Consider the following 25286-nt stretch of genomic DNA (forward strand, 5'->3'; position numbering starts at 1 on the left):
GATATAAGTAAATTTGAAGCAAAAGGATTTAAAAGACAATCTGACTGTCTGGCTAAAACAGATATTGGCACGGAAAATTCCAAAGAACAGCTTAAGGTGCTGATTCGTACAGCTCTGCTTCATTGCAACCAAGGCTTGGACAAAGACAAACTAAATGAGGAACTTGGATTAATTGACTCGGGATATCTGGGAGATGTCGGCATTATGATAGAAAGTCTGCATGTAGGGATTGCTGGATTTCGTTAAATGATAGGATTTATGTTTGAATTAGTGGAAATGAAAAGATTGGATGATCAAGAATTTTTGCAGTGTCAAAGGAAATTTGGGAATCAACAGCTGTTTTACACGGATAGTTCCAGTTGGTTTGATTCCAGTTAGGGATGAAATCGGCGTTCTTTGCTAAGTTGCTCCCGTGTTGGCTGTACGTTTCTTAGATTAGATTTAATTCGGGCGATATACTAGGTGATGTGAGAGGGGTGGAAAGTTATTCAACTTTCCCCTATACTCAATTTCATTTTTCAGAAGAAATATTATATTTATTGGTTTTAAAATAAACTTAACATGAATTTTGCTTTAATATTCACTAGGATATACGAATAGTTCAAAAAAATACTATTCCTTTTCTTGTTTTTTTCGCTTTCTTCCTTTTGTTTTGTTAAAATCTAATATGAGAGGCAGGAGTAGGGAATTGTTATACTGAAATGGAGGGGATGAATAAGAGTTCATTTGATTGAGGATGATGCGGCATTGCCCCGCTTGCTTCAGACTGCTATTGAAAAATACGCCTTTGAAGTGGTTCCGGCAAATGAGTTTGAACATTTGAAAAATGAATTTCAACAGCAGCAGCCTGATTTTGGTTGATGGACATCAATCCGCCAGATTTTGACAGTTTTTACTGGATCAGAGAAACTCGTAAACAGTCAAATGTGCCGATTATTATTTTGTCTGCTCGGGATTATTCAATGGATCAGGTTATGGCAATGGAGTATGGCAGGGATGATTATTTGGGGAAACCAGCGGATACATAAGTACTGATTGCCCAAATTAAAAGCCAGCTGCAACTGGTTTATGGAGAATATTTGGTAGTGGGGGAACGGATTTTTATCTATCATGAGCTGAAGTATTTTTCAGAACGGCTGGAGGTTCACTAGCATGGAAAACACGAGTCTTTGATGAAAAAGAAGATGTGCTTCTGGAACTGCTGATTCAGCATGCCCCAATGTTGTTAAGCAGGAAAACTTATTAATGAAACTGTGGGATGGTCAGCGTTTTATTGATGACAGTACGCTGCCTGCCAATAGGAAAGGTCTTCAAAAAAATGGAGGATATGGGACTGCCGAATAAAATAAAAGCGATACGAAATAAAGGATATCAAATGGATTGGAAAGGTGAATAATGAAACTATATATCAAAAACTACTGGATTAAATTTTTGCTGTGTTGTGGAATTTTTCTATTTGTTTTTTTCATCTCTGGTTTGACAGAGACATTCAACTGGCAACTAACCGCCTATCTAATGGGGGTGGGGAGCTTTCTTTTTCTAGTGTATTTCGCAGTTGATTATTACATGAAACGCCAGCTTTATGCATTTTTAAGCGGTCAGACAAACAGAATAGAATCTGGAGATACGAATCCGGAAAGTTTAGCTATTCAGAGAAAGGTCAGCAAGGTATTGAAGGACCAGGAGATCGATCTGATGATTCAGAGTGAAAAGCGGGAGCAGCAAGTAACGTTTATGAATCTTTGGGTCCATCAGATGAAGACACCGCTCACTGCACTGGAAATGCTGGCACAGGAAAATCAGCTGGACAGTGATGCTGTATTGGCAGAAACACAGCGACTGAAAAGCGGCTTGGATCTGGCTTTAAATGAAGCCAGATTGGTGGAGGGGATAGAAAAAGATTTTGTGTTGAAGCAGGTCTCACTTTCAGAGATAGTGAATAAAGTGATCAATGCACAGAAGAATTATTTTATTCAGTATGAGACGTATCCTGTAGTGCGTTTGGATGAAGATATAATAGTAATTACTGATGAAAAATGGTTGTTTTTTATTATTGAACAACTGTTGATTAATGCGATTAAATATTCTCATCCAAAAGGAAATATTTTGATTGAGACTAAGCTTTTAGATGAGAAACCAAACGTGATAATTAATGATTTTGGCATAGGAATTCCAAGAGAAGATTTGTTTCGTGTCTGGCAGCCGTTTTTCACTGGTGAAAACGGACGAAATTCAGGAGAAGCTGCAGGAATGGGCCTGTACCTTGTTGAACTGGCTGCTAATCCCTTGGGAATTATGGTTGAAATTGACTCATCTGAAGGACAAGGAACGACTGCCTCAGTAGAGTTTCCAAAACAGCAGTCTTAGATATAGAATAATCGCTCTTTTCAGTCTAGCTCGGGATAAAAGCAATCAGCTCCAAGAATTAAGAAAGAATATCCGAAAATTGTCAAGGAACACGATTCATAAAATGAATAGCTATGAATTGATACACTACGCTGTGTTTCGATCACATCAATTTCTACGTAGGGAACATACGAGAGTTGACAGGCTTCACTAGGACTGCTTTAGCAGGGTAGATGAAGTCCTGTTATCTACTCGGTGAAGAACCTGGAGCTGCTCCTGCGGTTACTCGTCGCAAAAAGAATTTTTGCTTTTGTACCGCCGTTTATTCGGGGGATATACAAAGATCGTTTGGAACTTTATTTCTGTCCCACTCTCAATGAATTTGCTGCTGTTCCGGAGGTCTTTAATATTGCGCTGCCTGAAAAATTCTCAAACTGGCTGTGGAAGGTTTACGGATATTCCATGGGCTTTGTCGGATTGCTTGTTACAGCTACAACAGCTCGCTGTCTGGCTAATTCAATGAATCGTCGGCTGAGTGATTCAGATAAACAGATGAATGAGATTTCTGTTATGCTGGCTTCTATCTGCGGTTTTCTGATGCTGGGAGCGAACCAGATAGACGGAGGAGTTTCTACTGATTACATGGGGACAAAAGGACTGATTGCTTCTTTTATTGCAGCTTTTCTGACGGTAAATATCTATAAGTTTTGTGTGAGACGAGATCTTATCATTCGTATGCCAAAAGAAGTGCCTGGTACGATTACCTAAATGTTTCGCGATATTATCCCTTTTTCTCTTGCTGTATTTTCAGCGGTAATCATAGACACAGTAATTCGAATATTTACAAACGGCTCTTTTGCCGAAGTAGTGATTACCTTTCTTCAGCCGTTATTTGGTATGTTGGGATTGCGATTATCTGGGGAGCTATGGCTATGTTTTGGTTTGTCGGTGTCCATGGTCCGTCGATCGTTGAACCGGCAATTGCTGCAATTATTTATGCGAATGTAGAAACAAACTTTGAACTTTTTAAAAATGGTGAGCAGACTTCCAAGGTTTTGACAGTTGGACTGGGTAATTTTGTCGGAACGATGGGCGGAACAGGAGCCACGCTGGTTGTACCGTTTCTGTTTATGCTGTTTGCCAAGTCAAAACAATTAAAGGCAGTCGGAAAAGCTTCATTTATTCCAGTTTCGTTTGCTGTAAATGAACCGCTGCTGTTTGCGACACCAATAATTTTAAATCCATATTTTCTGATTCCGTTTTTACTGACTCCCATTGCCAATGTCTGGGTTTTTAAATTTTTTGTGGATATTTTGAAAATGAACAGCTTTATTTCTGTTCTATCTTGGGCGACACCGGCACCCATTGGACTTATTATGGGGACGGGTTTCAGTCTGCTGGCAATTGTACTGATGCTTGTATTGATTTTTGTAGATGCAGTGATTTACCTGCCGTTTATTAAAGCCTATGATGCGGTGCTGCTTGAAGAAGAAGCTGTGAACAGTGGGATTGCTGAAGTTGAGGAAGAAATTGCAGAGGAGCAAAAGCAGGTTGGGGATATAATTACTGCTGTTACAGAAGCTGAAAAGGAAAAAATCAGGGATGGGAAAAAAGTACTGGTGTTATGTGCCGGAGCTGGAACGAGTACCATGCTGGCGAAGGCACTGGAAGAAGGGGCAAAAGAAACCGGAATTGCTATCTCAGCTCAAGCGGGAGCATACGGCTCTCATTACGATATTATGAAAAATTTTGATTTAATAGTTTTGGCGCCTCAGATAAATTCTTACCTGGAAGACATTAAAAAGGATGCTGACAAGTTAGGTGTGAAGGTGATTGCGACGAAAGGAGTAGAATACATCAATCTTACACGTGATCCGAAAGGTGCAGTAGATTTTGTTTTAAGAGTCATTTAGTTCGGTATTAAGTAAAAAATCCAGGCTTTCAGATGTTTACATTCACATTTGAAAGTCAGGATTATTTTTTTATTCTACCAGATTTTTATTTGTTTCAATCGGAATGAAACTTTTACGAACAGTCAATTCAGCATCAAGCAAAACTTTTTTTGTGATAGTGCGGGGATAAACCAGCTGATCTGAAAGCTGATCAATTGTTGTTTTAGCCATTTCCTTCACATTTATATGGAATGTTGTCAAAGGTGGTGAAACGTATTTGGCAATTTCGTAATCATTGATACTGATAATGGCTATCTGCTCAGGCAGCAAGATTCCTTTTTCATGAAATCCCTGTAAAACACCGACAGCAATCGTATCAGAAGCAACAAAGCAGGCTTCAGGCAAGTCAGAACTCAGGTTATCAGCCATCTGTTTTGCAAGTTCGTAGCCTTGCTCAACAGAAAACTCACCTCCGCTGAACACATAGTCCTCATTGAACAGCCCTTTCTGTGTCAGATATTCTCTGAATACATATTCACGGCTGTCCATCTCATCAATCATTGTATCGGGATTCTGGAATGCTCCGCCGATAAAGCCTATTTTGGTCAGCCCTGCTTCAAGAAAGTAATCAATGGCTTCACGGGTCATCGACTGGATATCTGACTCTACGGTATCAAAATATTTCGGCAGCGGATTAATTCCTCTGACAACTCCCTTGTATCCTTTTTTATGAAGAGCAAGCAATTCTTTTTTCGTAATCGGTCCAATTGCAATAAATCCTGTAACATCCTGTGGGATCGCTTCGATCCCATCACTTTTTGAGACAAATTCAAGTGCCATGTTGGCTGCCTTGCTGTATGAGAATAATTCCTCCTTCAAATAGTTGAAATAAATATCCTCCATCATTTTCGTTTCAGACAACCAAAACAGTACAGCAATTTTATGAAGAGTCGTCTTTATTTTTGAACGGTCATAACCCAGTGCCAGTGCAGTTGCAATAATTTTATTTTTTGCTTTACTGGTAATGGCTAATGTTTCATCACCTTTAAATAATCTGGAAATAGTCGCTTGTGAATAACCGGATTCTTTTGCAACATCCTTTATTGTAACCATAGCCTGCCTCCCACAATAATATCTTAAGAATACTATACCTGAACAACAGGTTATAAAACAATAAATTTACCAATTTAAGTAAAAATTGAATGAGTGAAGAAGATGAATCATCTGTTTTAACAAAATATACAGATTTAAAATAGAAGGAAGTAAGTTAGAAGATAATATCGCTTAGATTTTATCATAAATGAATTTAGCTCTGAATAATGAATCGACTCAGTTATTGACCTTAATTTTATTGTTTGATGATTTAATAACAAGATAAAAATATTAGCTGCATTTTTCAAGTCATAGAAACTAATTATTGTCATTTTGTTAGCAAACAGTAAAATATATTATTGAATTCTAATTTTTTACTTTGTTATAGTATTGTCATTGTTTTGATCGGTTGTTTTTTTATTACAAAATACAACAAAAACATTTATAACTAGAGCTGTTTTTTGAGAAAAAAGAACTAAAACACTTTTCAATGAAAGCATAAGTATACTAATGAATGAAAGCGTTTTTATGTTAAAATAAAGTGTGGAGTGTATATATTTTTTATTTTGTTCCATTTCTTTTATACTTAAGTGGAACAAAAATGAAAATTTGATTATAAGGACTCCCAAAATAGTCCTGAAACAGAGAGCAGTTCCCGAAAAATAATTTCAGCAGAGGAGGTTGAGAATGGACGAAACAAGTCAGTCAGGGAATACACCGGAAAAAGATCAGCTTCAACGATTTCTTTCAGGTGAAAATTTCTATAGTCATCATTATTTTGGTTTTCACAGAGAGACAAAAAACGGTTTGGATGGATATGTTTTTCGAGTCTGGGCTCCAAATGCTGAACAGATTTGGCTGGTTGGCGATTTTAATGGATGGACAGATTCTTTGGCTATGAATAAATTGGAAACATATGGGATCTGGGAGCTGTTTACTGAATTGCCGTCGGAAGGGGATTATTATAAATATAAGGTTCGACAGGCAGGAGGAAGGGAAATCTACAAGATTGATCCGTTTGCAGTACATTTTGAAAAGCGCCCCAATGATGCAGCAGTGATCCACACTATTCTTGAGAGAAAGTGGAAGGACGGATTATGGCTGGGCAGAAAGAAACGATCGGACTATTTTAAACGCCCGATGAATATCTATGAAGTTCATGCGAGTTCATGGAAGCAGAACGAAGACGGTACTCCTTACAGCTTTAGTCAGCTGACAGAAGAACTGATCCCTTATGTTAAAGAGATGGGCTATACCCATATTGAATTCATGCCATTGATGGAGCACCCTTTAGGCATGTCATGGGGCTATCAGCTGATTGGCTATTTTGCTTTAAGCTCTTATTATGGAACACCGGAAGAGTTTCAGGAATTTGTAGAGACCTGTCATTTGAATAATATTGGTGTTCTTGTGGATTGGGTACCGGGACATTTTTGTATCAATGATGATACATTGCCTTATTATGACGGAACTCCGCAGTTTGAATACGAAGATCCTGACCGTGCTAAAAATATCCGCTGGGGCTCTCTGAATTTCGATTTAGGGAAACCTCAGGTGCAAAGCTTTTTAATTTCAAGTGCGTTGTTTTGGCTGGAAATGTATCACTTGGATGGTATCAGAGTAGATGCTGTTTCAAACATGTTGTATAGAGACTATGATGAAGGACCTTGGACGCTGAATCATGAGGGCGGTAATCGAAATCTGGAAGGGTATTATTTTCTGCAGAAAATGAACGCAGTCATCAAACTGGCCTATCCTGAAACGATAATGATAGCTGAAGAGAGCTCTTCGGAGACGCAGGTTACCGGACTGATTGAAACCGGCGCGCTGGGCTTTGACTACAAATGGAACATGGGGTGGATGAATGACACGCTGCGATTCTACGAAATGAATCCAGTATTTAGAAAGGATCACTTCAATTTACTGACCTTTTCTTTTATGTACATGATGGATGAAAACTTTATTTTACCGCTGTCTCATGATGAAGTCGTTCATGGGAAGAAGAGTTTGATGCATAAAATGTGGGGAGATCGTTATAAACAGTTTTCGCAGCTTAGAAATCTTTATGTGTATCTGATGACGCATCCTGGGAAGAAATTATTGTTCATGGGCAGTGAGTGGGGGCAGTTTCTGGAATGGAAGTATGATGAAGGACTTGAGTGGCGCGATCTTACTGATGAAATGAATGCCAAAATGCAGCAGTTTACCAAATATTTGAATCAATTTTATAAGGAAAATCGGGCACTGTGGGAGCTGGATCACAGCTATGACACCATCGAGATTATTGATGCAGATAACAGCCAGGAAACAATTCTGAGCTATATCCGTAAAGGAAAGGCTAAAAAGGATTTTTTAATTATTGTGTTGAATATGACACCGGTTGAACGGCAGGATTTTCCGATTGGTGTTCCTTATGAAGGAATCTATGAGGAGGTTCTGAATACTGAAATGAAGGAATTCGGCGGGACCTGGACTCAATCTAATGCGCCTGCTGAAACCTATGCAGAGTCCTTTAAGCAGCTAGGGTATCAGATCAGAACGATTGTTCCTGCACTCGGCGCCATCATTTTAAAGCCAAAGGATATTAATACACGGAAAAAAAGGTAATAGCTAGGGGTAGTCTGAAAATTATAAAAAGGATTTAAAAGTGCTCGTTATTGGTCTGTTCAGCAAAATCCTGCTTAGTTCAGGTGAAGACAAAACTTTTATCAGCACTGGAATATCTTATGATGCATAGAATTTTTGAGGATGAAAGGAGGCAAAGGGGATCTAGGACGTATTTGAAAAATTCAGATTTCAGCTGTAGGTTTCAGATTCGCCCAGTGACCTGTAAAAAAGATGAATAATGAAATGCTAGCAATGATCTTAGCCGGAGGACAAGGAACAAGATTAGGGAAATTAACCAAAAATATCGCAAAGCCTGCTGTACCATTTGGAGGCAGATATCGCATTATTGACTTTACCTTAAGTAATTGTGTCAACTCGGGGATTACTGATGTTGCTGTGGTAACTCAATATCAACCTCTGGCTTTAAATAGTCACATAGGTAACGGAGCCAGCTGGGGATTGGATGGCATCAACTCCGGATTGACAATTTTACAGCCATACTCAAGCTCAGATGGAGAAAAATGGTTTCAGGGAACAGCTCATGCGATTTATCAAAATGTTGCCTATATCAGCCAAATGAGTCCTCAATATGTACTGGTGCTCTCCGGAGACCATATTTATAAAATGAATTATGAAGCAATGCTGGAAGAACACAAGAAACATAATGCTTCTCTGACTGTTGCGGTGATTGAGGTACCGATTAAAGAAGCTTCCCGCTTTGGGATCATGAATACTGATGAGAATGATCGAATTATAGAATTTGAAGAAAAACCGGAGGAGCCTAAAAGCAATCTGGCTTCAATGGGTATTTACATTTTTAACTGGGCCCGTTTAAAAGAATTGTTGACCAACAGCTATTCAAAAGACAGCCAAATGCTGGACTTCGGAAAAAATGTTATTCCTGCTTATCTGGATGCCGGGGACAATGTTTATGCCCATCGTTTCAGCGGTTATTGGAAAGATGTGGGGACAATTGATTCACTATGGGAAGCGAATATGGAATTTATTGATCCTGAAAATGAGCTGAATATTCGAGATCGGACCTGGAAAATATTCTCTAAAAATACCAGTTCGCCGCCGCACTTTTTAACGGAGACAGCTTCTGTGAAAAATTCTCTGATTGTAGACGGCTGTTATGTTGCCGGAGAAATCAAGGACAGTATTCTTTCGACGGATGTTCAGGTGAAGGAAGGAACGACAATAGAAAAAAGTATTGTTATGCCTGGTGCAAAAATAGGTGAGAATGTGACCATCAAAAATGCGATTATCGGTGAAGACGCTGTAATTGGTGATAATGCTGTAGTTTATGATGAAGAAGAAATTGTTGTAGTAGGGTATTCTGAAGTAATTGGGGTGAAAAGCGATGAAGACTAATAGAATGTGCGCAATTATTGGAAATGTGGAACGATTTGACAATTTAATGCCGTTGATTGAAAAACGGCCACTGGCCATGCTTCCGTTTGACTGTAAGTACCGACTGATTGATTTCCAGCTGTCTAGTGTGGTAAATGCTAATATCGACAGCCTATTTATGATTTTTAATGATGGAGAAACCCAGTCTGTATTTGACCACATTGGTGGTGGAAAAGAATGGAATTTGGCTTCGTTGAAGAATCGCTTTTTCACTTACTTTTATCAGGACTTTATTAAAAGAAAGAACGAAGGAAAGCCTTACTTCAGCTCAGTAATTGATTATCTGAATAAATCTGAATCTGAGTACACAGTGATTATGAGCAGCCGAATGCTCTGCAATCTGGATCTTAGAGCGATATTGAAAATCCATCAGGCTCAGCAAAATACAATGACACTTGTCTATAAACGAGTGAATAAGGAAAGTGTCTGCTCGAAAGACACGTTACTGGATATTGATGAAAACGGACAAGTCAGCAGCTGTCATACATTGAAGGATTGCAGCTCTGAAACTGAGACTGGAAATCTTAGTATGGATGCGTTTATTGTTCAAACGGCTTGGCTGATCCAGTCACTGGAAGAAGCTCAGAAACATGGTGTATCGCCAAATCTGGTAGATTTTCTGAAAAGTCAGCTTGGTGCTGTAAAAAATTCAGTCTATAAATATACCGGCTATCTAAAAAATATTCACAGTCTGCAGTCTTATTATAAAGCCAACATGGATATGCTTGAGCCGGCTAAGTTTAACGCTTTAATGTATACGAATCAAAAAATCTATACCAAACTGAAAAATGAAGTGCCAACCTATTACTCTGAAAATTCTAAGGTGAACAGCAGTCAGTTTGCGACTGGCTGTGTGATTCAGGGAACGGTGGAGCATTCGCTGGTTTCCCGCCGAAGCAGAATTGACAAAGGTGCCTCAGTGAAGCATTCCATTATCAACGGGAGCGCCAAAATCGCCTCTAATGCCCAAATTGAATATGCTATACTTGATAAAAATGTTATTGTTGATCCCGGTGTGCAGATTATAGGAACGCCGGAGAAGCCGGTAGTGATCCGAAAAGGAGAACATGTCACCGCAAATGTGAATGTGTCTGAAGGAGAGATCTGAATGAAAGTTTTATTTACTGCAGCTGAATGTGCACCATTTTTCAAAACCGGCGGACTGGGTGATGTTGCTGGAGCGCTGCCGAAACAATTGAAGGATAAAGGGGCGGATATACGTATTGTTTTGCCTTATTATAAGCAAATGCCGACGAAATATCAGGAGCTCTGTGAAGATGTTTTTTACTTTTATGTGAATGTCGGCTGGCGCCGCCAGTATTGCGGTATAAAAAAAATGGTACTTGATGGACTCACCTATTATTTTATTGACAATCAGTATTATTTTGATCGTGACGGATTGTACGGTTATTATGATGATGGAGAACGGTTTGCCTATTTCCAGCTTGCTGTGATTGAGATGATGGAGAAAATTGATTTTATTCCAGATATCATTCATGTAAATGATTACCACACAGCGATGATTCCGTTTCTCATCAGAGAAAAGTATTATTGGATTCAGGCCTACCAAGCGATTGAAACAGTCCTGACGATTCATAATATTGAATTTCAGGGTGTTTTTGGTGAAAATATTTTGTCGGACCTCTTTGGAATGGGAAAAGAGCGTTACTATGACGGAACTGTTCGTTTTGACGATAATATCAATTTTCTCAAAACAGGAATCTTGTATGCTGGACGGGTTAATACGGTTAGTCCTTCTTATGCCGAAGAAATTCAGACACCGGAATTTGGCTCAGGACTTGATGGTGTACTGCGGATGGCAAAAGATAAATTAAGCGGCATTCTAAATGGAATTAACTATGAGATCAATGATCCGGAGACAGACCCGTTAATCCCTGCCAATTTTTCAAAAGAAGATTTAACAGGAAAAGCAACAAATAAAGCAGCTCTCCAACAGAAAATGGGATTGCCGATTCGGGATGTTCCGTTGATGGCGATTGTCAGTCGTCTGACACACCAAAAAGGCTTTCAGCTGCTGATGGATGAGATGGAATATATGATGCAGGATGATGTGCAGCTGGTTGTTTTAGGAACAGGAGAAGCCGAATTTGAACAAGGCTTTAAAGCGTTCGTTCATCGTTTTCCAGAAAAATGTGCTGTCAGTATTTCTTTTGATGTCAAGCTGGCTCAGCTGTTCTATGCTGGAGCAGATTTATTTTTGATGCCTTCTGCGTTTGAACCTTGCGGACTTTCGCAAATGATCTCCATGAGATATGGAACACTACCTGTAGTTCATGAAATTGGCGGGTTGAAGGATAGCGTGATTCCTTACAACCCAATAACAAAAGAAGGAACCGGCTTCGGTTTTTCTGAGTTTCGTTCTGTTTATCTGATGGAAACGATTCGAATGGCAGCAGCTGTTTACAGAGAGGAACCGGAAGTCTGGCAGCAGCTGATTCAAACAGCTATGGCAAAAGATTTCAGTTGGGATTCTCCTGCTAAAGAATATATAGGGCTCTATCAACTGTTAACAGAACGTTAAGAATTAAATAGTTGTTCGTACTTGTTCTAGAAAACGGGGTATACTTAAAAGAAGTATTGTTACAATCAACTTTGGCGTTAAATGATAACAGAGGTTGAGACAGCAATTCGGTTGTCCCGACCTCTTGTTTTACAAATAATCAAGGGAGTAAGTGACTAATGAACATTACAAAAGAACAGTTTAAAAAAGATTTTAAGCGACGCGTACGGGAAAAATTTGCCAATGAGGTTGAGGAGTCCTCCAACGATGAATTGTTCGCCTCGTTGGGATCAGTGATTCAAGCATACTATTCAAATGCCTGGAAGGATACACGAAAGGAAGTACGTGCTTCGCAATGTAAGCAGGCCTACTATTTTTCGATAGAGTTTCTACCAGGTAAAATGCTGAAAAGCAATTTACTGAACATGGGGCTGCTGGATACTGTTCGTGACAGCTTAAAGGAAATGAGTATTGATCTGGAAGAGCTTTGCAAAGTGGAGAAGGATATGGCGTTGGGAAATGGCGGACTGGGACGTTTGGCTTCCTGTTTTATGGACTCCATTGCTTCTTGCGGATTACCGGGAAATGGGAATGGTATCCGTTACGATTATGGCTTGTTTAAACAAAAATTTGTTGATGGTAATCAAGTAGAGCTGCCGGATGAATGGCTTCGTGAAGGTAATGCCTGGGAAGTCCGTAAAGCCAGCAAGGCTGTTAATGTAAATTATGGCGGGCATGTTTATTTAAAAGAGGATGAGGATGGGAAACTGAAACCGGTCTATGAAAACCAGCAGGTTCTGAGAGCCGTTCCATACGATACTGGAATGTTGGGTTATCATAACAATATAGTTAATACCTTGAGACTTTGGTCAGCGGAAATTCCTGAATCTGAAGAGAACAGATATCAGAGTATTGAAGAACGCCGGGATTTTCGGGATTTGACCTCTGTCCTTTATCCAGATGATTCCAATTATGAAGGACGTCTGATGCGTTTAGTTCAGGAATACTTTTTTGTTTCAGCAGGGATTCAAAGTATCATTCTTTCGCAGAAAAAAACTGGAGTTGCCATGCTTGATCTGCCAAATTATGTGTCTATCCATATCAATGACACCCATCCGGCACTGTGTGTAGCGGAAATGATGCGTATTCTGGTTGATGAAGAAGAATTAAGCTGGGAAAAGGCCTGGAATGTCACAGTCAAAACGATGAGCTATACAAATCATACAATTATGGCGGAAGCTTTGGAAAAATGGCCGATATCGATGTTGAAGGAAGTTGTACCGAGACTGTATCAGATTATTGAAGAAATTGATCGTCGATTTGTGGAGGAAATGACACTGTTAGTTGATTCTGAGCTGGTTGAACGGACAAGGATCATTAAAGACGGCCATGTACATATGGCACATTTGGCAATTATCGGCAGTCACAGTACAAATGGAGTGGCGAAGCTTCATTCGGACTTGCTGAAAGGGGTCGTACTGCATGACTTCTATTTGCTATATCCGGAACGATTTAACAATAAAACAAATGGCATTGCTCAAAGACGCTGGCTGCAGCTGGCGAATGAACCCTTGGCAAATGTGCTGGATCAGACGATCGGAACTTCATGGCGTAAAGAAGCCAACGATCTGCATTTACTGATGAATTATAAAGATGATCCGAAAGTCTTGCAGAAGTTGGCAGATACTAAGCATACGAATAAAGTACGACTGGCGAATTATATTATGCAAACAACGGGAATTGAGGTTTCGGCAGATGCAATTTTTGATGTTCAGATTAAGCGTCTCCATGCATATAAGCGTCAGTTATTAAATTTGCTGCATATTCTAAAGTTGTATTTTGAACTGAAGGACAATCCAGAAGCGGATATTTACCCACGAGTCTTTATTTTTGGTGCAAAAGCAGCACCCAGCTATACGTATGCGAAATACATTATTAAGTGTATCAATGAAGCAGCCTGCCTGATTAACAACGATGAAATAATACAGGGAAAATTAAAAGTGGTCTTTTTGGAAAATTACAATGTTTCTCTGGCAGAACTGATTATTCCGGCAGCTGATGTGAGTGAACAGATATCGCTGGCTTCCAAAGAAGCATCCGGGACCAGCAATATGAAACTGATGCTGGACGGGGCAGTAACGATTGCAACACTTGACGGTGCCAATATTGAGATTCGAGACATCGTTGGGGATGATAATATAGCAATTTTTGGCTTAACTGAAGAGGAAGTGTACCGTTACTATGAGACACAGGACTATTCAGCATTGAAAATTTATGAAAACGACCCGGTTATTCAACGCATATTAAATGCATTTATAGATGGAACGATTCCAAATATAAAAGTGGAAGGACAGGAAATCTTCGATTCTCTGATTCGATACAATGATGAATACTTCGTTTTACGTGATTTTCAGTCTTATGTGGATGCACAGAAATCGATTGAAACTCTTTATCGGGACAAACCTCGCTGGCAGAAAGTCAGTTTGATTAATACAGCACATGCCGGGCATTTTTCTTCGGACTATACCGTGCAGCGCTATGCAGAGGATATTTGGCAGATTGAACCGATAAGAAAAGCGGGAAATGAATCTGGACAATAAGGGAGACAGTAATGACGGCAATTTATTTTAATTCCTGGCTGGAAGAATATAAGCAGCCTTTCGGAGCAATTGAAAAAGGAGCAGCAGTAACTTTTTCAATTGCTGTTCAGGAATCAATCGTTGAACAGGTTTTGCTGGTGGTGCGCAAAGAGGGTGGAGAACGAGGATTTGAAAAAATCAACATGTCTCCAGAAGAGCATCATCATTATATTTGCACCTATACTTTAGAGCAGGGAGCAGGACTTTACTTCTACTATTTTGAAATCATAAAAAAGGAATCAGATCAAGACGTGAAAACTATATACTGCGGATCAGATCAGGGAAAAGGCGGAGAAGGCGTCCTGACTTATGATTCAGGAAATCTGCATCCTTATCAGCTGACTTGCTATGAGAAGGCAGACCCGGCACCAGACTGGTATCGAAAGGGAATCGTATATCAAATTTTTCCTGACAGGTTTTATAATGGTAATCCTCACAAAGAAATCTCTCAGCCTAAAAAGAATACATTCATTTACGGCACTTGGAAAGATGAACCGATGTATATCAAAGATGCAGAAGGAGAGATCATACGCTGGGATTTTTATGGCGGCAATCTGCAGGGAATCATAGAAAAAATTCCTTATTTGAAAGAGCTGGGTGTCACTGCACTCTATTTGAATCCTATATTTGAATCCGCAAGCAATCATCGATATGATATCGGTGATTATCTGGCGATTGATGGAATGCTGGGAGATGAGAAAACCTTTCTGCATTTACTTGACTGTCTTCATGAGAATGATATGCAGCTTATTTTGGATGGGGTTTTCAGTCATGTAGGAAGAAACAGCCGCTACTTTAATTATGATGGCCGCTATGGTGAAGGAGTGGGAGCTTATCGTAATCCAAAAAGCAGATATCGGCAATGGTTCAAATTTTCTGACTATCCGGAAGATTATAAATCATGGTGGGGTGTGAGGGATTTGCCGGAAGCGGATAAGGAGAATTCCAATTTTCAACAGTTTATTTATGGAGAAAAAGAGAGTGTACTTGAAAAGTGGACAGCTATGGGAGTGGATGGCTGGCGTTTGGATGTAGCAGATGAATTGCCGGATTTCTTTATAGAAGGGATTAGACAGGCGGTGAATCGGTATCCGGAAAAGGTATTGCTTGGTGAAGTTTGGGAGGATGCATCCAATAAGATATCTTATGGACATCGGCGTCAGTATATCTTCGGAAACAGCCTTCATGGTGTGATGAACTACCCGTTTCGTGATATTATTCTGAGCCTTCTTTTAGGAAAACATTCAGCACAAGAGGCAGCAGAAAAGCTGACTGTCCTTCAGGAAAATTATCCTGCAGATATTTTTGCCAATAACTTGAATAACATTGGCACACACGACAGTGAAAGGATTGCGACCTTGCTGGACAATCATTTTTCCAAACTGACTTTAGCAGTCGGATTAATGTTTGTTTTACCAGGAGTTCCCACGATCTACTATGGGGATGAAGCTGGAGTGACTGGCGGAAAAGATCCAGAGAACCGTAAATTTTTCCCTTGGGATGCTATTGATCCAGATGCTTATACCTGTTATCAGGAATGGACACAGAAACGTAAAGCAACGGAAGCGCTGGTTTATGGAGAGTTTTATCCGTTTTATTCAAATGGTCTCTTGGGGGTTTTGCGTTACAGTGAACAGTCTCAATTTGCTCTTTATCTTGTCAATGCGCAGAATCAGACTGCTTCTGCCGAAGAGCTGATCTTTACCCGGAAGGCACCGGTTTCAACGGCTATTCTGGAGGAGATGCTGGCAGATGCAGTGATCTCTGAATGGGGCGATTATTTTGTAGTGAAAGAGTTGAGTTAAATTAAAAGCAAGAAGTTGTGATAAAGCTTCTCCATGCGACGAGTATTCGAAGAAGCGCAGAAGCAAGCTTTTAATACAGGAATGAATTAGTACTAATTCATAAGATTGTCGGTTCGCATACCATCCTATTAGATGTTCCTGCAACAGTGAGACCGGCAATTCTGCTAACTGACTTTCTACTACGGAAAAGTCTTGTATCTGCGAGTCTCACTACACTACACTTCGTTTCGATCTCATCAATTTCTAAATGGCAAAGCCACTAAGAATTGAAGGACTTCGTTTCGATCCTCGAAGTATGGAGGGGCTTTGTAACGCCGTTTATTCGGTTTTAGGGGACTCAGTGAATAGGCTACACTTTGTTTGACAATTTTTCTGTGGAAAATAGAGCGTTAAAAAACACGATCTACGGTGGTTCGTTGGCGAAGCGAACCATTGACAATGAGTTGGGGGATGTTATTCGGAGGGAATCGTCTGTGCCGTTTCTAGGCTCAGGCGACAAGACGAAAACACATACCTTAGAAGGCTCATTGTCAATGGCAACCGTAACAGAACAAACGGATGTGCCTCAATTATTTATAGAAACTGTCAAAAAATTGTTGTCATTCCTCAGACATACTTAATGTCACAGACTCTGATAGAATAGAGGCTATGAAATAGGAAGCTATCTTTAAAGTAATTAACTTAATGGCTATGGCTTTAAGAAAGATACTGAAGTAAACAGGGGATAAAGAAAGACCGGGATAGAAATCACATTCTATTCCGGCTTATTTTATTCGTTAATTTTTTTTGAAGAAAGCGACATAATTCCTGTAATAAACAGAAGTGCAGCTCCTGCAAAGAGGACATAAATACCTGTTGAGGCTGCATAGCTCAGCTTATTGATACCAAACATAATCACTGCATTCATTCCTGCAGCTCCAAGTGCTACAAGAATGCTGATAACTCCAGTGATCTTGGACAACCAGTTTTTCTTGGTAAGGATTGTTATTAGAGCCAATCCCCCTGCAATTCCTGCGCCTGCAATGACTATTCTGCCAATCTCTCCACCACTATCAGTAATATAGGAAGAATAACTCATGGAACCATAGGAATACAACGGCAAAAAGACACTGATAATACTTGCAACAGCAGCAATAAGAACACCAATTAATGCACCAACCCTGATTTTTTTTGTTTTCATTATTTTCTCCTTTAAAAAAAATTTTTACTAAAAAAGCATAGCATAAAAGGCTCAATTAAACCATGTTACTCAGGAAAAGTAATGTGAATGTAGTGAGGAATAAGTATTTGTATGAAAAATTTCTTTCTTTTCTTAATAAAAATATCTTGGGCAGAATGTTTGGTGAGAAGCCTGGACAGTTTTATAATAGCAGTAGAAATAAATAGAAAAGAGGAATTGAGATGGCTTATAAAGTAGAGTTCAAAGAGGTTGCCGCCACTGGGCTTGAAAGTTCGCCGGCTGCAGAAGCATTGGCCGGCTTGCGGGCAAATGAAGCACGCTATCTATGGAATAAATACAAGATTGAATTTACCACTGTTCCTGCAGAAGAAGACCCGGAAACATTAAAATGGATTGAAAAAATTTTGGAAGAACGGGAGATTCATTTTCCCTATAAACCTTTGGAAGTGGCACATTTTGAAGCAGAAGGAACAAAATTTGCCTATGTCTTCTATGAAAATGGGTTGGAAGTGAATGTAATGTATGCAACAGATGATGCAGGAAAACGAGCAGTTGGTTTTAAATTATCAGAAGGAATTACAGTTCCAGCAGAATTGGAAGGAAAGTTCAAATTTGCTCGACAGAAATCAAAACTTGCAGGTGAGATTCGTGGTTCTTACTTTGTTATTAAAGGAAAATATTAAGGAAGAGCTGTAGAACAAAATCAGTTATTTATAATAATGGAGACTTGAGAAAACAGGTCTCTATTTTTTTTAGTTCCAAATTGAAGATTATCGGTGTTTTTTCAGCAGTTTAATAGTTCTGAAAACTTACTTTGAAAAATAATTGAGAAGAGGTGTTGATGAAGAAGCAGGTTGAAGGTACTAGATAAATATAAACAGACAGGCCGTCGGTCGTCAAATGATGAAGGGAAGGGCGGCAGTTAATGTTAGTTTAGTAAGATCATAACGTGCGAAAAAATGAAATTTTTAGCACTTAGTAAGTGCTTTTTGTATAAAAAGGTTATAATGAAATAACCATCAATAATATTTTAAAAGTCATCGGAATTGTCAAAGGGATATTTTAAATCAAAAGAAGAAATAATGGATGCAGTAATCATGAGAATCATTGAGAAAGATATGGATATTGTAAAAATGACTGTACAGTAAAGCAGCGAGTTAAGTGTATTGAATAAAATCGTTCAGTTTCTGATCACACAGTCGTCAGGAAGTGATGAGCAGAAAATTGAGATGCTGGAGCAGTCTCTCAAAGTAGAAAATGTATTGCTGAAACAGTGGATGTTGGAGGCAACTATTTTTGCTGAAGTCATTGAAGAAGGCAATGAAAACAAGGAATTTAACATATCCGTATCCATTGAAAGCCATTCAGTTTTTTTGAGGCACGCAGTATTTATTGTATGAAGGAATGACGTAAGGAGATGCTTACTATTGTTCATTAACATCATTTTTTGTATCAAGGGAGTTAATGAAGTAAAAACAAGCAAAGCAGAAGCTATCGAAAGACTTACGTTAATTTTTAAATTCAGCTGGGGTATTCGTTGAGTTTAAAAATTAAAACGGCTGACGGTCGGCCTGCTAAAAAAAGAGGAGATTATTATGAATAATACAAAAATAATTTGAATAATTACAGAAAGAATATTAGTAGATGAAAAAATATGGAGAAAAGAATATTATTAGAATGTTAAGTAAGTATATGGCTGAAACTGCTGAAGTTATTTCTGTTCAATAGAGGTTGATACAGAAATTTTCGGGAAGAAGCCAATTTTTTGATTTAGTGTCAAAGGAGATAAAAAAGAAAACTTCGTTCATAAAGTAGGCTGATTTCAATCAAAAAAATACTAAAAAAGAGGAGAAATTTAATATGAAAACCAAAATAATTATGGAGGCCGGTACACTGGTGTGCTTGGGACTAGCTCTCAGGTGATAGAAAAAAGTATTGAGAAAGAAACTGTAAAAAGTTATACGACAGAAAATTTTAAAGAGCAGGATGAATAAGATACAATACTTGAAAAAATAGATTTTAGTTAATATACAATAGAAGGGAGCATGATTTCAATCTAAGAACCAACCTTTGTTTTGGTATGCTGTTATTTCAACCGAATAAAAAATCTAGGGAGGGATTTTTCCTTCTAGATTCGATATTATTTTATGGAATTCTTTTCATCAACATCATTTGACAATAAACCTAAATTTACTAAAAAAGAAATTTTTAATAGAATTGATGGATAAAAACTAGAAAAAAATTTGAGTTACGCTTACACTTTAGTAGGGGAAAAATCAGAAATCAAGGAGGTTTTTTTTAATTAAAAATGAAAATTCGGCAAAAAAGTGAAGAATATTTAATCTGATTAAATAGGAAAGGAGACAATTACGAGCAGTAAAAAAATAGGAATGATAAGATGATATAACCAGTATTTTTCAACTGTATTCTGGTGAAATACTTATCTTATTTTCAGGAAGACACAACTAAAAAACCGATGTAAGTTCAGTTTTTTAGAGAACTTATACCAGTTTTAATTTAAAAAAATAAATAGCACTATCAGTCAATTAATTAAAAAGTTAATTGATAAATATTCTTGTATCTAGTTCTTCCAAGAAATAAAAAATAGAATAAAAATATATATCTTTTGAAAAATAAATGTGATTTTTATAAATTTAACTATACTCTAAATTTTAGTCATAGTAAATCTTAAAATCAATCAATTTTTTTCAATTTTTTTGATAAAACATGAAAAAAATGAGAATCTTTTTTGTTTTCATAATATATTTTTATTGTGGTTGTACTTTTCCAATACTTTTTGAGCCGTCAAAAAATCAGTCAATATTAGGAGTGAAGGAGCTTGTCAAGAAAAGGTGAAAATATTTATAAAAGAAAAGATGGACGATGGGAAGGCAGGTATAAAAAATCAAGAAATAAAGAAAATCGTCTCATATATGGGTATATCTATGGTAAACGATACAGTGAAGTAAAAGAAAAATTAATTAAATATCAATCGGAATTTATTGACAGTAATAAAACTATTTATTCAGGAACTACTTCTGAATGGTTCACTTACTGGCTTCATAAAGTGGTTAAAAATAGAGTAAAGCCTTCAACCTGGTCAAGTTATGAATCAAAAATTAGAAATCATATTATTCCTTTTCTGGGCAGAAAAAAATTGAACCAGCTGGAAAGAACCGATGTTATGGCACTTATTGAATTTTTACTATCCCAGGGCTACTCCATTAATATGGTTAAAACTATTTTGACTATCTTAAAGAACAGTTTGAACTATGCAGCTGTTAACGGACATCTAAATAAATATCCTTATAAAAATATTGTACTTCCTTCTATTAAAAGAAAGGGGATTCGGTCCTTGTCTGTAGAAGAACAAAAGGCACTTGAAGAAGCCGCCTTTAGAAATACCTATTATTCAGCTGTAATCATCAGTCTGGCAACCGGGATGAGGATTGGAGAGATAAGCGGGTTAAGGTGGGAGGATATTGATTTTACAAGAGAAATTATTTCTGTGAATCGAACTCTTCAGCGAATTCCAGACCCGGATAATCAGAATACAACGATGATTATTATGGGAGAGCCAAAAACAAAAAGTTCACTACGTAAAATTCCACTGGCTGTAAACCTCAAAAATTACTTGGTAAAACTAAAAAAGAGCAGTTATTCAGAGTATGTTGTTTCCTGCTCGGAAGGCTTTACTGAGCCCAGGGTGATTAATTATCACTTCAAAAAACTTCTAAAGTATACCGGTATCAGAAATATCAACTTCCATTGTCTTCGTCATACATTTGCTACCAGATGTGTAGAAAATGGAGCAGATATTGCATCATTAAGTAAAATACTTGGACACACGTCCATTAAATTAACACTGGATACCTATACGGATTCATTTTGGGAAAAACGAAAAGAAGCAATGAATTTGATCGACTTGGAGCAATTTAACAGAAGCAAATAAAACTGATTTTAAAGCCGTCACTGTTTTGGTCATATCTGACAGGAACTCCTGTCAGATATGCAGAAGCAGTGATTTTTCTTGGAAGAACTAGTTCCAGGACATAATTATACTATCTAAACGTAAAAAAGTATTGCAGGAAATCCTGGATGTTATGGTGTATTGCTAGATAACTTTAAAAAAAAATATACATCAAACAGAAATGAAGTGAGGAGGAATCAGTATGTACAACATAGGGATAACCCAACCGGTAGAGGAATTTGAGCGTACATATGTCGAGAAGCTTGGCAGAAATCAGTACAAATTAGTTACAGTAGATGTGAACAACATGGATACGATTCTTTCAGATCTGGATGGTGTTCTTTTGAAAGAAAATGAAAAGAATTTAAGTGAAACGTGCGGCATCATAATGAAAATTAGAGAACGATCAAATTCATTTATTTGGGTATTGTCAGAAAAACCAACAGCCGTTCAAAAAGTTATCTATCTTCATTTAGGTGCGGATGGAACTTTTAGCAATGAAAATGAACCGGAGGAGATGACTCTGACAATAAAAAATCTGCTGAATCGTCAAAAAAAAGCAAGCGGAACAGAGAATGATAAACCACTGGATTCAAAAGAGGAAGTACAATCGGAGGCAGTTAGTCATTTCAAATTGTTGCCGAATAACTTGAGTGTCCAAATCGGTAAAGAGAGGACAGAAGTTACGTTAACCCGCCTCGAATTTAAACTATTGTCCCTTCTGTATGAGCATCAGTCTCAAGGGCTTTCTTATAAAGAAATTTATGAGAATATTTGGGACGATGCTTATAAAGGGTCCAAATATCGGGTGGCAAATTTGATTTTCCATTTAAGAGAAAAACTGGAATTGCAGAATGTTAATTCCAACATTATCAAAACTGTTCGATCAAAGGGCTATATGCTGAGCCTGAATTAAAAAGAATTATCTTTTAAAAATAATTCGTAGTTTCTGGGTAATTCAGCTGTAAATTAATAGTTGTTTTATGAAAAATTTGGTTTCACTTTTTCTGCTATCACAAATTTAGATCATCTTACTATAAGACTGGGACAGAGAAATAATCACGGATACCAATATCAAATCGGATTTATTCTGGTAAAGAATAAGATATATGAGAGGAAGTTGTTCCAGTTGGTTAGAAGGATAGGATTGGATAGTCAGAAAAATGAAATATAGTGTGCCGTCCGACACACAAAAAATAGAAAAGGGGAGGAGTTGAAAAAATATGAAAATCGGAAAAAAAAGTTTGACAGCTGTTTTGTCTATTGCACTTACAGGTTTAGTATTCCAGTGGACCTTGAGTACTCCGATTAAGGCGAATGAAGAGGCTGTTAAAACTGAAATAGGCTCCAATGGAACAGATTTACTGCAGCAGGATATGTTACCTGCAGCAGACAGCAGCATGCTGAGAAATGAGGTGGAGAAAGAGCGGACAGAGACTTCTCAAACTCAGGAAGAAGCTGAAAACGAGACAGAAGAAAGTGCTGTTTTTCCGGTGGAGAAGAGAGGAGTAAATCTGTTTGCAGCCGGTACGGCAGAAGTCACGGACTGGCAAACATTTGTTGAAGCCTTAGCTGATTCAAGTGTCACAACGATTTCATTAGCAAATGATATCCAGCTTACAGGCACACTCAATAACTATGAGGGTCTGTTTGATAAAGATTCTGTGAATCTTGATACTGGTTACCAGTATCTGTTTGTCAGTAAGCCTGCGATTTCCAGATCACTGGTTATTGACGGAAATGGACATACCTTTGATTTTGGAAATCTAGCAATCGGTTTTATGAATGCAGCGACGAATACTTCTAGTTATTGGGATATTACGTTGCAAAATATCAATGTGAAATCTAATAATTATTACGCTCCGTTTTTCTATCCAGTTTTAGCTGAATCAAAAGGGATGACAAGTTATCTAAGTAATTCAAAACTGACTTATGGTGAAAAATACAAACATACTCGTTTTGTTGATACTTACGAAAAATTAAATGTCGCTTTAGCAACCATTAGTGTAACCAATATTCAATTTGTTGATGATATCGTTGTTCCTTTAGGTAGTAATGACACATCCAGACAAGTAGCGAATATAAATAATGAGGCAGAGCGGTTTGCAAATGGTAACTCGTCAAGCAATATTAATGGTGGTACCACCTTTATTTATTTTAATGCTTTAGGTATTGCAAGAGATGTTGTAATTGAAGGCGATGGTTACACATGGGATCAAGGATCAATAACCTGGTGTTTCACAAATAGAACGATGACTACTACGTCCAAAGCTTGGGGTATCACTTTACAAAATATGAATACTTTCCATGGTAATTATTGGGGAATAATGGAGTTTTGGGATTTATCCAATGATTATCAGTCAAGAACGACAGTTAATTACATTGACTTTACCAATTTTGGTTCACAGCTAATTGAGTCTCAACGTTCAACAGTGTCTTTTGGTGGAGATGTACATGTGCAGCAAGTTGCTGCATATACTTCAGTTAGAAAAGATGGTTCTGTTATAAGAGATTTTAATGTCAATTATACTCATAATCAGACGATCAGTGTTGCTGCAGCAACTATTGCACCCAATTCTAATGCATATTTCTCTGCTTTAAGTGGAGTGCCAATCCATTTAAGAGAAAGTGGTAATTTTGAAATTGGTGAAAATGCTGTCGTAACAGCTGTTAGAGAAAGTGAAACAGGAAACCCTGAGAATGACTCACAAGGGTACCCATCTGTAATAGATATCAGCTCGGGTAATTTTATTATAAGAAGTGGAGCAAAAGTAACAGCTGTCTCACATCATACTGTTCAACCTACTGTCGTTTATATGGAAAATAGCAATTCCAATTTACTTGTTGAAGAAGGGGCTGTTTTATCGGTGATTACTGATAGATACAGTAATTCTAATAATGGTGCCCGATATAATCCTTTTTATATGGCAGGCGGTAAAGTTTCAATTTCAGGAACGTTAAATATTACTGGTGAAAATATGGTGGGATCAGGTACACATTTATTTTATGCTAATGCAGCAGTAGATTTTGAAATTGCATCAAAAGGGATACTAAATATCATTAGTGACAGTACTTCTACAAGTCAAAATTTGATGTATTTAAATAATGCCTCATCAAGTTTTAAATTTACTGATGCCGAAAGAGTTAATTTACAAAAAACAAAATCAATAAGCGGTTCTAATGGATTGATTTATATGGGGAATGGCGGTGTACTAAATGTTTCCGTTCAGAATGTATATCAATGGGTTGATGGAAACATGGCAACAGGAGTAGATGGTGACGAAGGTTATACTTACTCTTATATACCAATGTCAAGCATGCTTTTAACCTATAATGGCTATATTCCAACGATTACTTCTGCCAACTCTATGACAAATGCTACACTGAACAGCTTTAGGGCAAACTTTACAACTCAAGGACAACAGCGTGTGCTGTTTACCCGAATTCCAGATCCAAATGTCTCCATTCATAGTATCTCGAATGATAATCCGGATGATCCGGGCTCGTATACAGTGTATGGGTATGCAGTTCCGGGCACCTACATTCGACTTTGGGAAGAAGCACTGAACGGGACGACTTCCGCAAAAGAAAAAGGGGTCAATGATACGATTGAATCACCCGTTGAAGATACCGGAATGGCGCAGGAAACGCGTGATAACTTTACTGTTCAGGCGGACAGTGACGGCAACTGGTCGTACACAATCAGCTCTGGAAATTATTTCACTGCTGGAAATGTCATCCATGCGTATGGGTTCGCCAATCTGAAATCAGAAGAACCGACACAGGTTGTTTTGGATAAGACGCCGCCTACAGCCACACCG

20 protein-coding genes are annotated in these 25286 nt (G+C 38.0%); 18 read left to right on the forward strand and 2 right to left on the reverse strand.

What is annotated here, in order from left to right; genetic code table 11:
• Window positions 1-96 precede the first annotated feature (96 nt).
• The 6 genes from IW492_RS10890 (at window position 97) to IW492_RS18675 (ending at window position 4259) form a co-directional block, all read left to right on the forward strand.
• Entirely contained in the window at window positions 97-246 is a 150-nt protein-coding gene (locus IW492_RS10890) for a hypothetical protein (RefSeq protein WP_202067654.1), read from the forward strand.
• Window positions 247-726: 480 nt separating this feature from the next.
• The gene (locus IW492_RS18400) at window positions 727-861 is read left to right on the forward strand and encodes a hypothetical protein (protein WP_269160932.1); all 135 of its coding nucleotides are present in this window, start codon (window positions 727-729) and stop codon (window positions 859-861) included.
• A complete protein-coding gene (locus IW492_RS10895) occupies window positions 861-1028 on the forward strand; it encodes a hypothetical protein (protein ID WP_202067655.1) in 168 nt (55 codons plus the stop codon). The genes IW492_RS18400 and IW492_RS10895 overlap by 1 nt, the downstream gene beginning before the upstream one ends.
• 367 nt (window positions 1029-1395) lie before the next feature.
• The gene (locus IW492_RS10900) at window positions 1396-2367 is read left to right on the forward strand and encodes a sensor histidine kinase (protein ID WP_202067656.1); all 972 of its coding nucleotides are present in this window, start codon (window positions 1396-1398) and stop codon (window positions 2365-2367) included.
• Window positions 2368-2601: 234 nt separating this feature from the next.
• On the forward strand, window positions 2602-3114 hold the full coding sequence (locus tag IW492_RS18670) for a PTS transporter subunit EIIC (RefSeq protein WP_442896329.1): 513 nt from the start codon (window positions 2602-2604) through the stop codon (window positions 3112-3114).
• 164 nt (window positions 3115-3278) lie between these two features.
• Window positions 3279-4259: a PTS lactose transporter subunit IIBC gene (locus IW492_RS18675; RefSeq protein WP_442896330.1), complete on the forward strand. Its 981-nt coding sequence runs from the start codon at window positions 3279-3281 to the stop codon at window positions 4257-4259.
• A gap of 69 nt (window positions 4260-4328) precedes the next feature.
• Here IW492_RS18675 and IW492_RS10910 read toward each other — a convergent pair whose 3' ends face one another.
• The gene (locus IW492_RS10910) at window positions 4329-5351 is read right to left on the reverse strand and encodes a LacI family DNA-binding transcriptional regulator (RefSeq protein ID WP_202067657.1); all 1023 of its coding nucleotides are present in this window, start codon (window positions 5349-5351) and stop codon (window positions 4329-4331) included.
• 666 nt (window positions 5352-6017) lie between these two features.
• Here IW492_RS10910 and glgB point away from each other — a divergent pair.
• The 7 genes from glgB to IW492_RS10945 all read left to right on the forward strand — a co-directional run bounded on the left by glgB (window position 6018) and on the right by IW492_RS10945 (window position 16935).
• A complete protein-coding gene (gene glgB, locus IW492_RS10915; RefSeq protein WP_202067658.1) occupies window positions 6018-7937 on the forward strand; it encodes a 1,4-alpha-glucan branching protein GlgB in 1920 nt (639 codons plus the stop codon).
• Window positions 7938-8168: 231 nt separating this feature from the next.
• A complete protein-coding gene (locus tag IW492_RS10920; protein WP_202067659.1) occupies window positions 8169-9311 on the forward strand; it encodes a glucose-1-phosphate adenylyltransferase in 1143 nt (380 codons plus the stop codon).
• On the forward strand, window positions 9301-10458 hold the full coding sequence (gene glgD, locus IW492_RS10925) for a glucose-1-phosphate adenylyltransferase subunit GlgD (RefSeq protein ID WP_202067660.1): 1158 nt from the start codon (window positions 9301-9303) through the stop codon (window positions 10456-10458). The genes IW492_RS10920 and glgD overlap by 11 nt, the downstream gene beginning before the upstream one ends.
• Entirely contained in the window at window positions 10459-11892 is a 1434-nt protein-coding gene (gene glgA / locus IW492_RS10930; protein ID WP_202067661.1) for a glycogen synthase GlgA, read from the forward strand.
• Between the two features lie 164 nt (window positions 11893-12056).
• Window positions 12057-14471 carry a glycogen/starch/alpha-glucan phosphorylase gene (locus tag IW492_RS10935; protein WP_202067674.1) on the forward strand — a complete coding sequence of 805 codons (2415 nt, stop codon included), beginning with the start codon at window positions 12057-12059 and terminating at the stop codon, window positions 14469-14471.
• A gap of 11 nt (window positions 14472-14482) precedes the next feature.
• Entirely contained in the window at window positions 14483-16315 is a 1833-nt protein-coding gene (locus tag IW492_RS10940) for a glycoside hydrolase family 13 protein (RefSeq protein WP_202067662.1), read from the forward strand.
• Between the two features lie 356 nt (window positions 16316-16671).
• The gene (locus tag IW492_RS10945) at window positions 16672-16935 is read left to right on the forward strand and encodes a hypothetical protein (protein ID WP_202067663.1); all 264 of its coding nucleotides are present in this window, start codon (window positions 16672-16674) and stop codon (window positions 16933-16935) included.
• Between the two features lie 149 nt (window positions 16936-17084).
• Here IW492_RS10945 and IW492_RS10950 read toward each other — a convergent pair whose 3' ends face one another.
• Window positions 17085-17495, reverse strand: coding sequence for a hypothetical protein (locus tag IW492_RS10950; RefSeq protein WP_202067664.1), 411 nt, complete (start codon window positions 17493-17495; stop codon window positions 17085-17087).
• A gap of 221 nt (window positions 17496-17716) precedes the next feature.
• On the opposite strand from IW492_RS10950, the gene IW492_RS10955 reads away from it, so the two are divergent.
• From IW492_RS10955 to IW492_RS10975, 5 genes are all read left to right on the forward strand, one after another.
• Window positions 17717-18178, forward strand: coding sequence for a phage tail protein (locus tag IW492_RS10955; RefSeq protein WP_202067665.1), 462 nt, complete (start codon window positions 17717-17719; stop codon window positions 18176-18178).
• Between the two features lie 483 nt (window positions 18179-18661).
• Complete coding sequence (locus tag IW492_RS10960; protein ID WP_202067666.1) at window positions 18662-18895, forward strand: hypothetical protein; 234 nt, start codon at window positions 18662-18664, stop codon at window positions 18893-18895.
• A gap of 1439 nt (window positions 18896-20334) precedes the next feature.
• The gene (locus IW492_RS10965) at window positions 20335-21447 is read left to right on the forward strand and encodes a tyrosine-type recombinase/integrase (RefSeq protein ID WP_202067667.1); all 1113 of its coding nucleotides are present in this window, start codon (window positions 20335-20337) and stop codon (window positions 21445-21447) included.
• 220 nt (window positions 21448-21667) lie between these two features.
• The gene (locus IW492_RS10970; protein WP_202067668.1) at window positions 21668-22381 is read left to right on the forward strand and encodes a winged helix-turn-helix domain-containing protein; all 714 of its coding nucleotides are present in this window, start codon (window positions 21668-21670) and stop codon (window positions 22379-22381) included.
• Window positions 22382-22688: 307 nt separating this feature from the next.
• On the forward strand, window positions 22689-25286 hold a 2598-nt coding region (locus IW492_RS10975; RefSeq protein WP_330927891.1), incomplete at its 3' end, for a pectate lyase-like adhesive domain-containing protein.

Source organism: Enterococcus sp. BWB1-3 (genome assembly GCF_016745275.1).
GTDB lineage: Bacteria > Bacillota > Bacilli > Lactobacillales > Enterococcaceae > Enterococcus_L.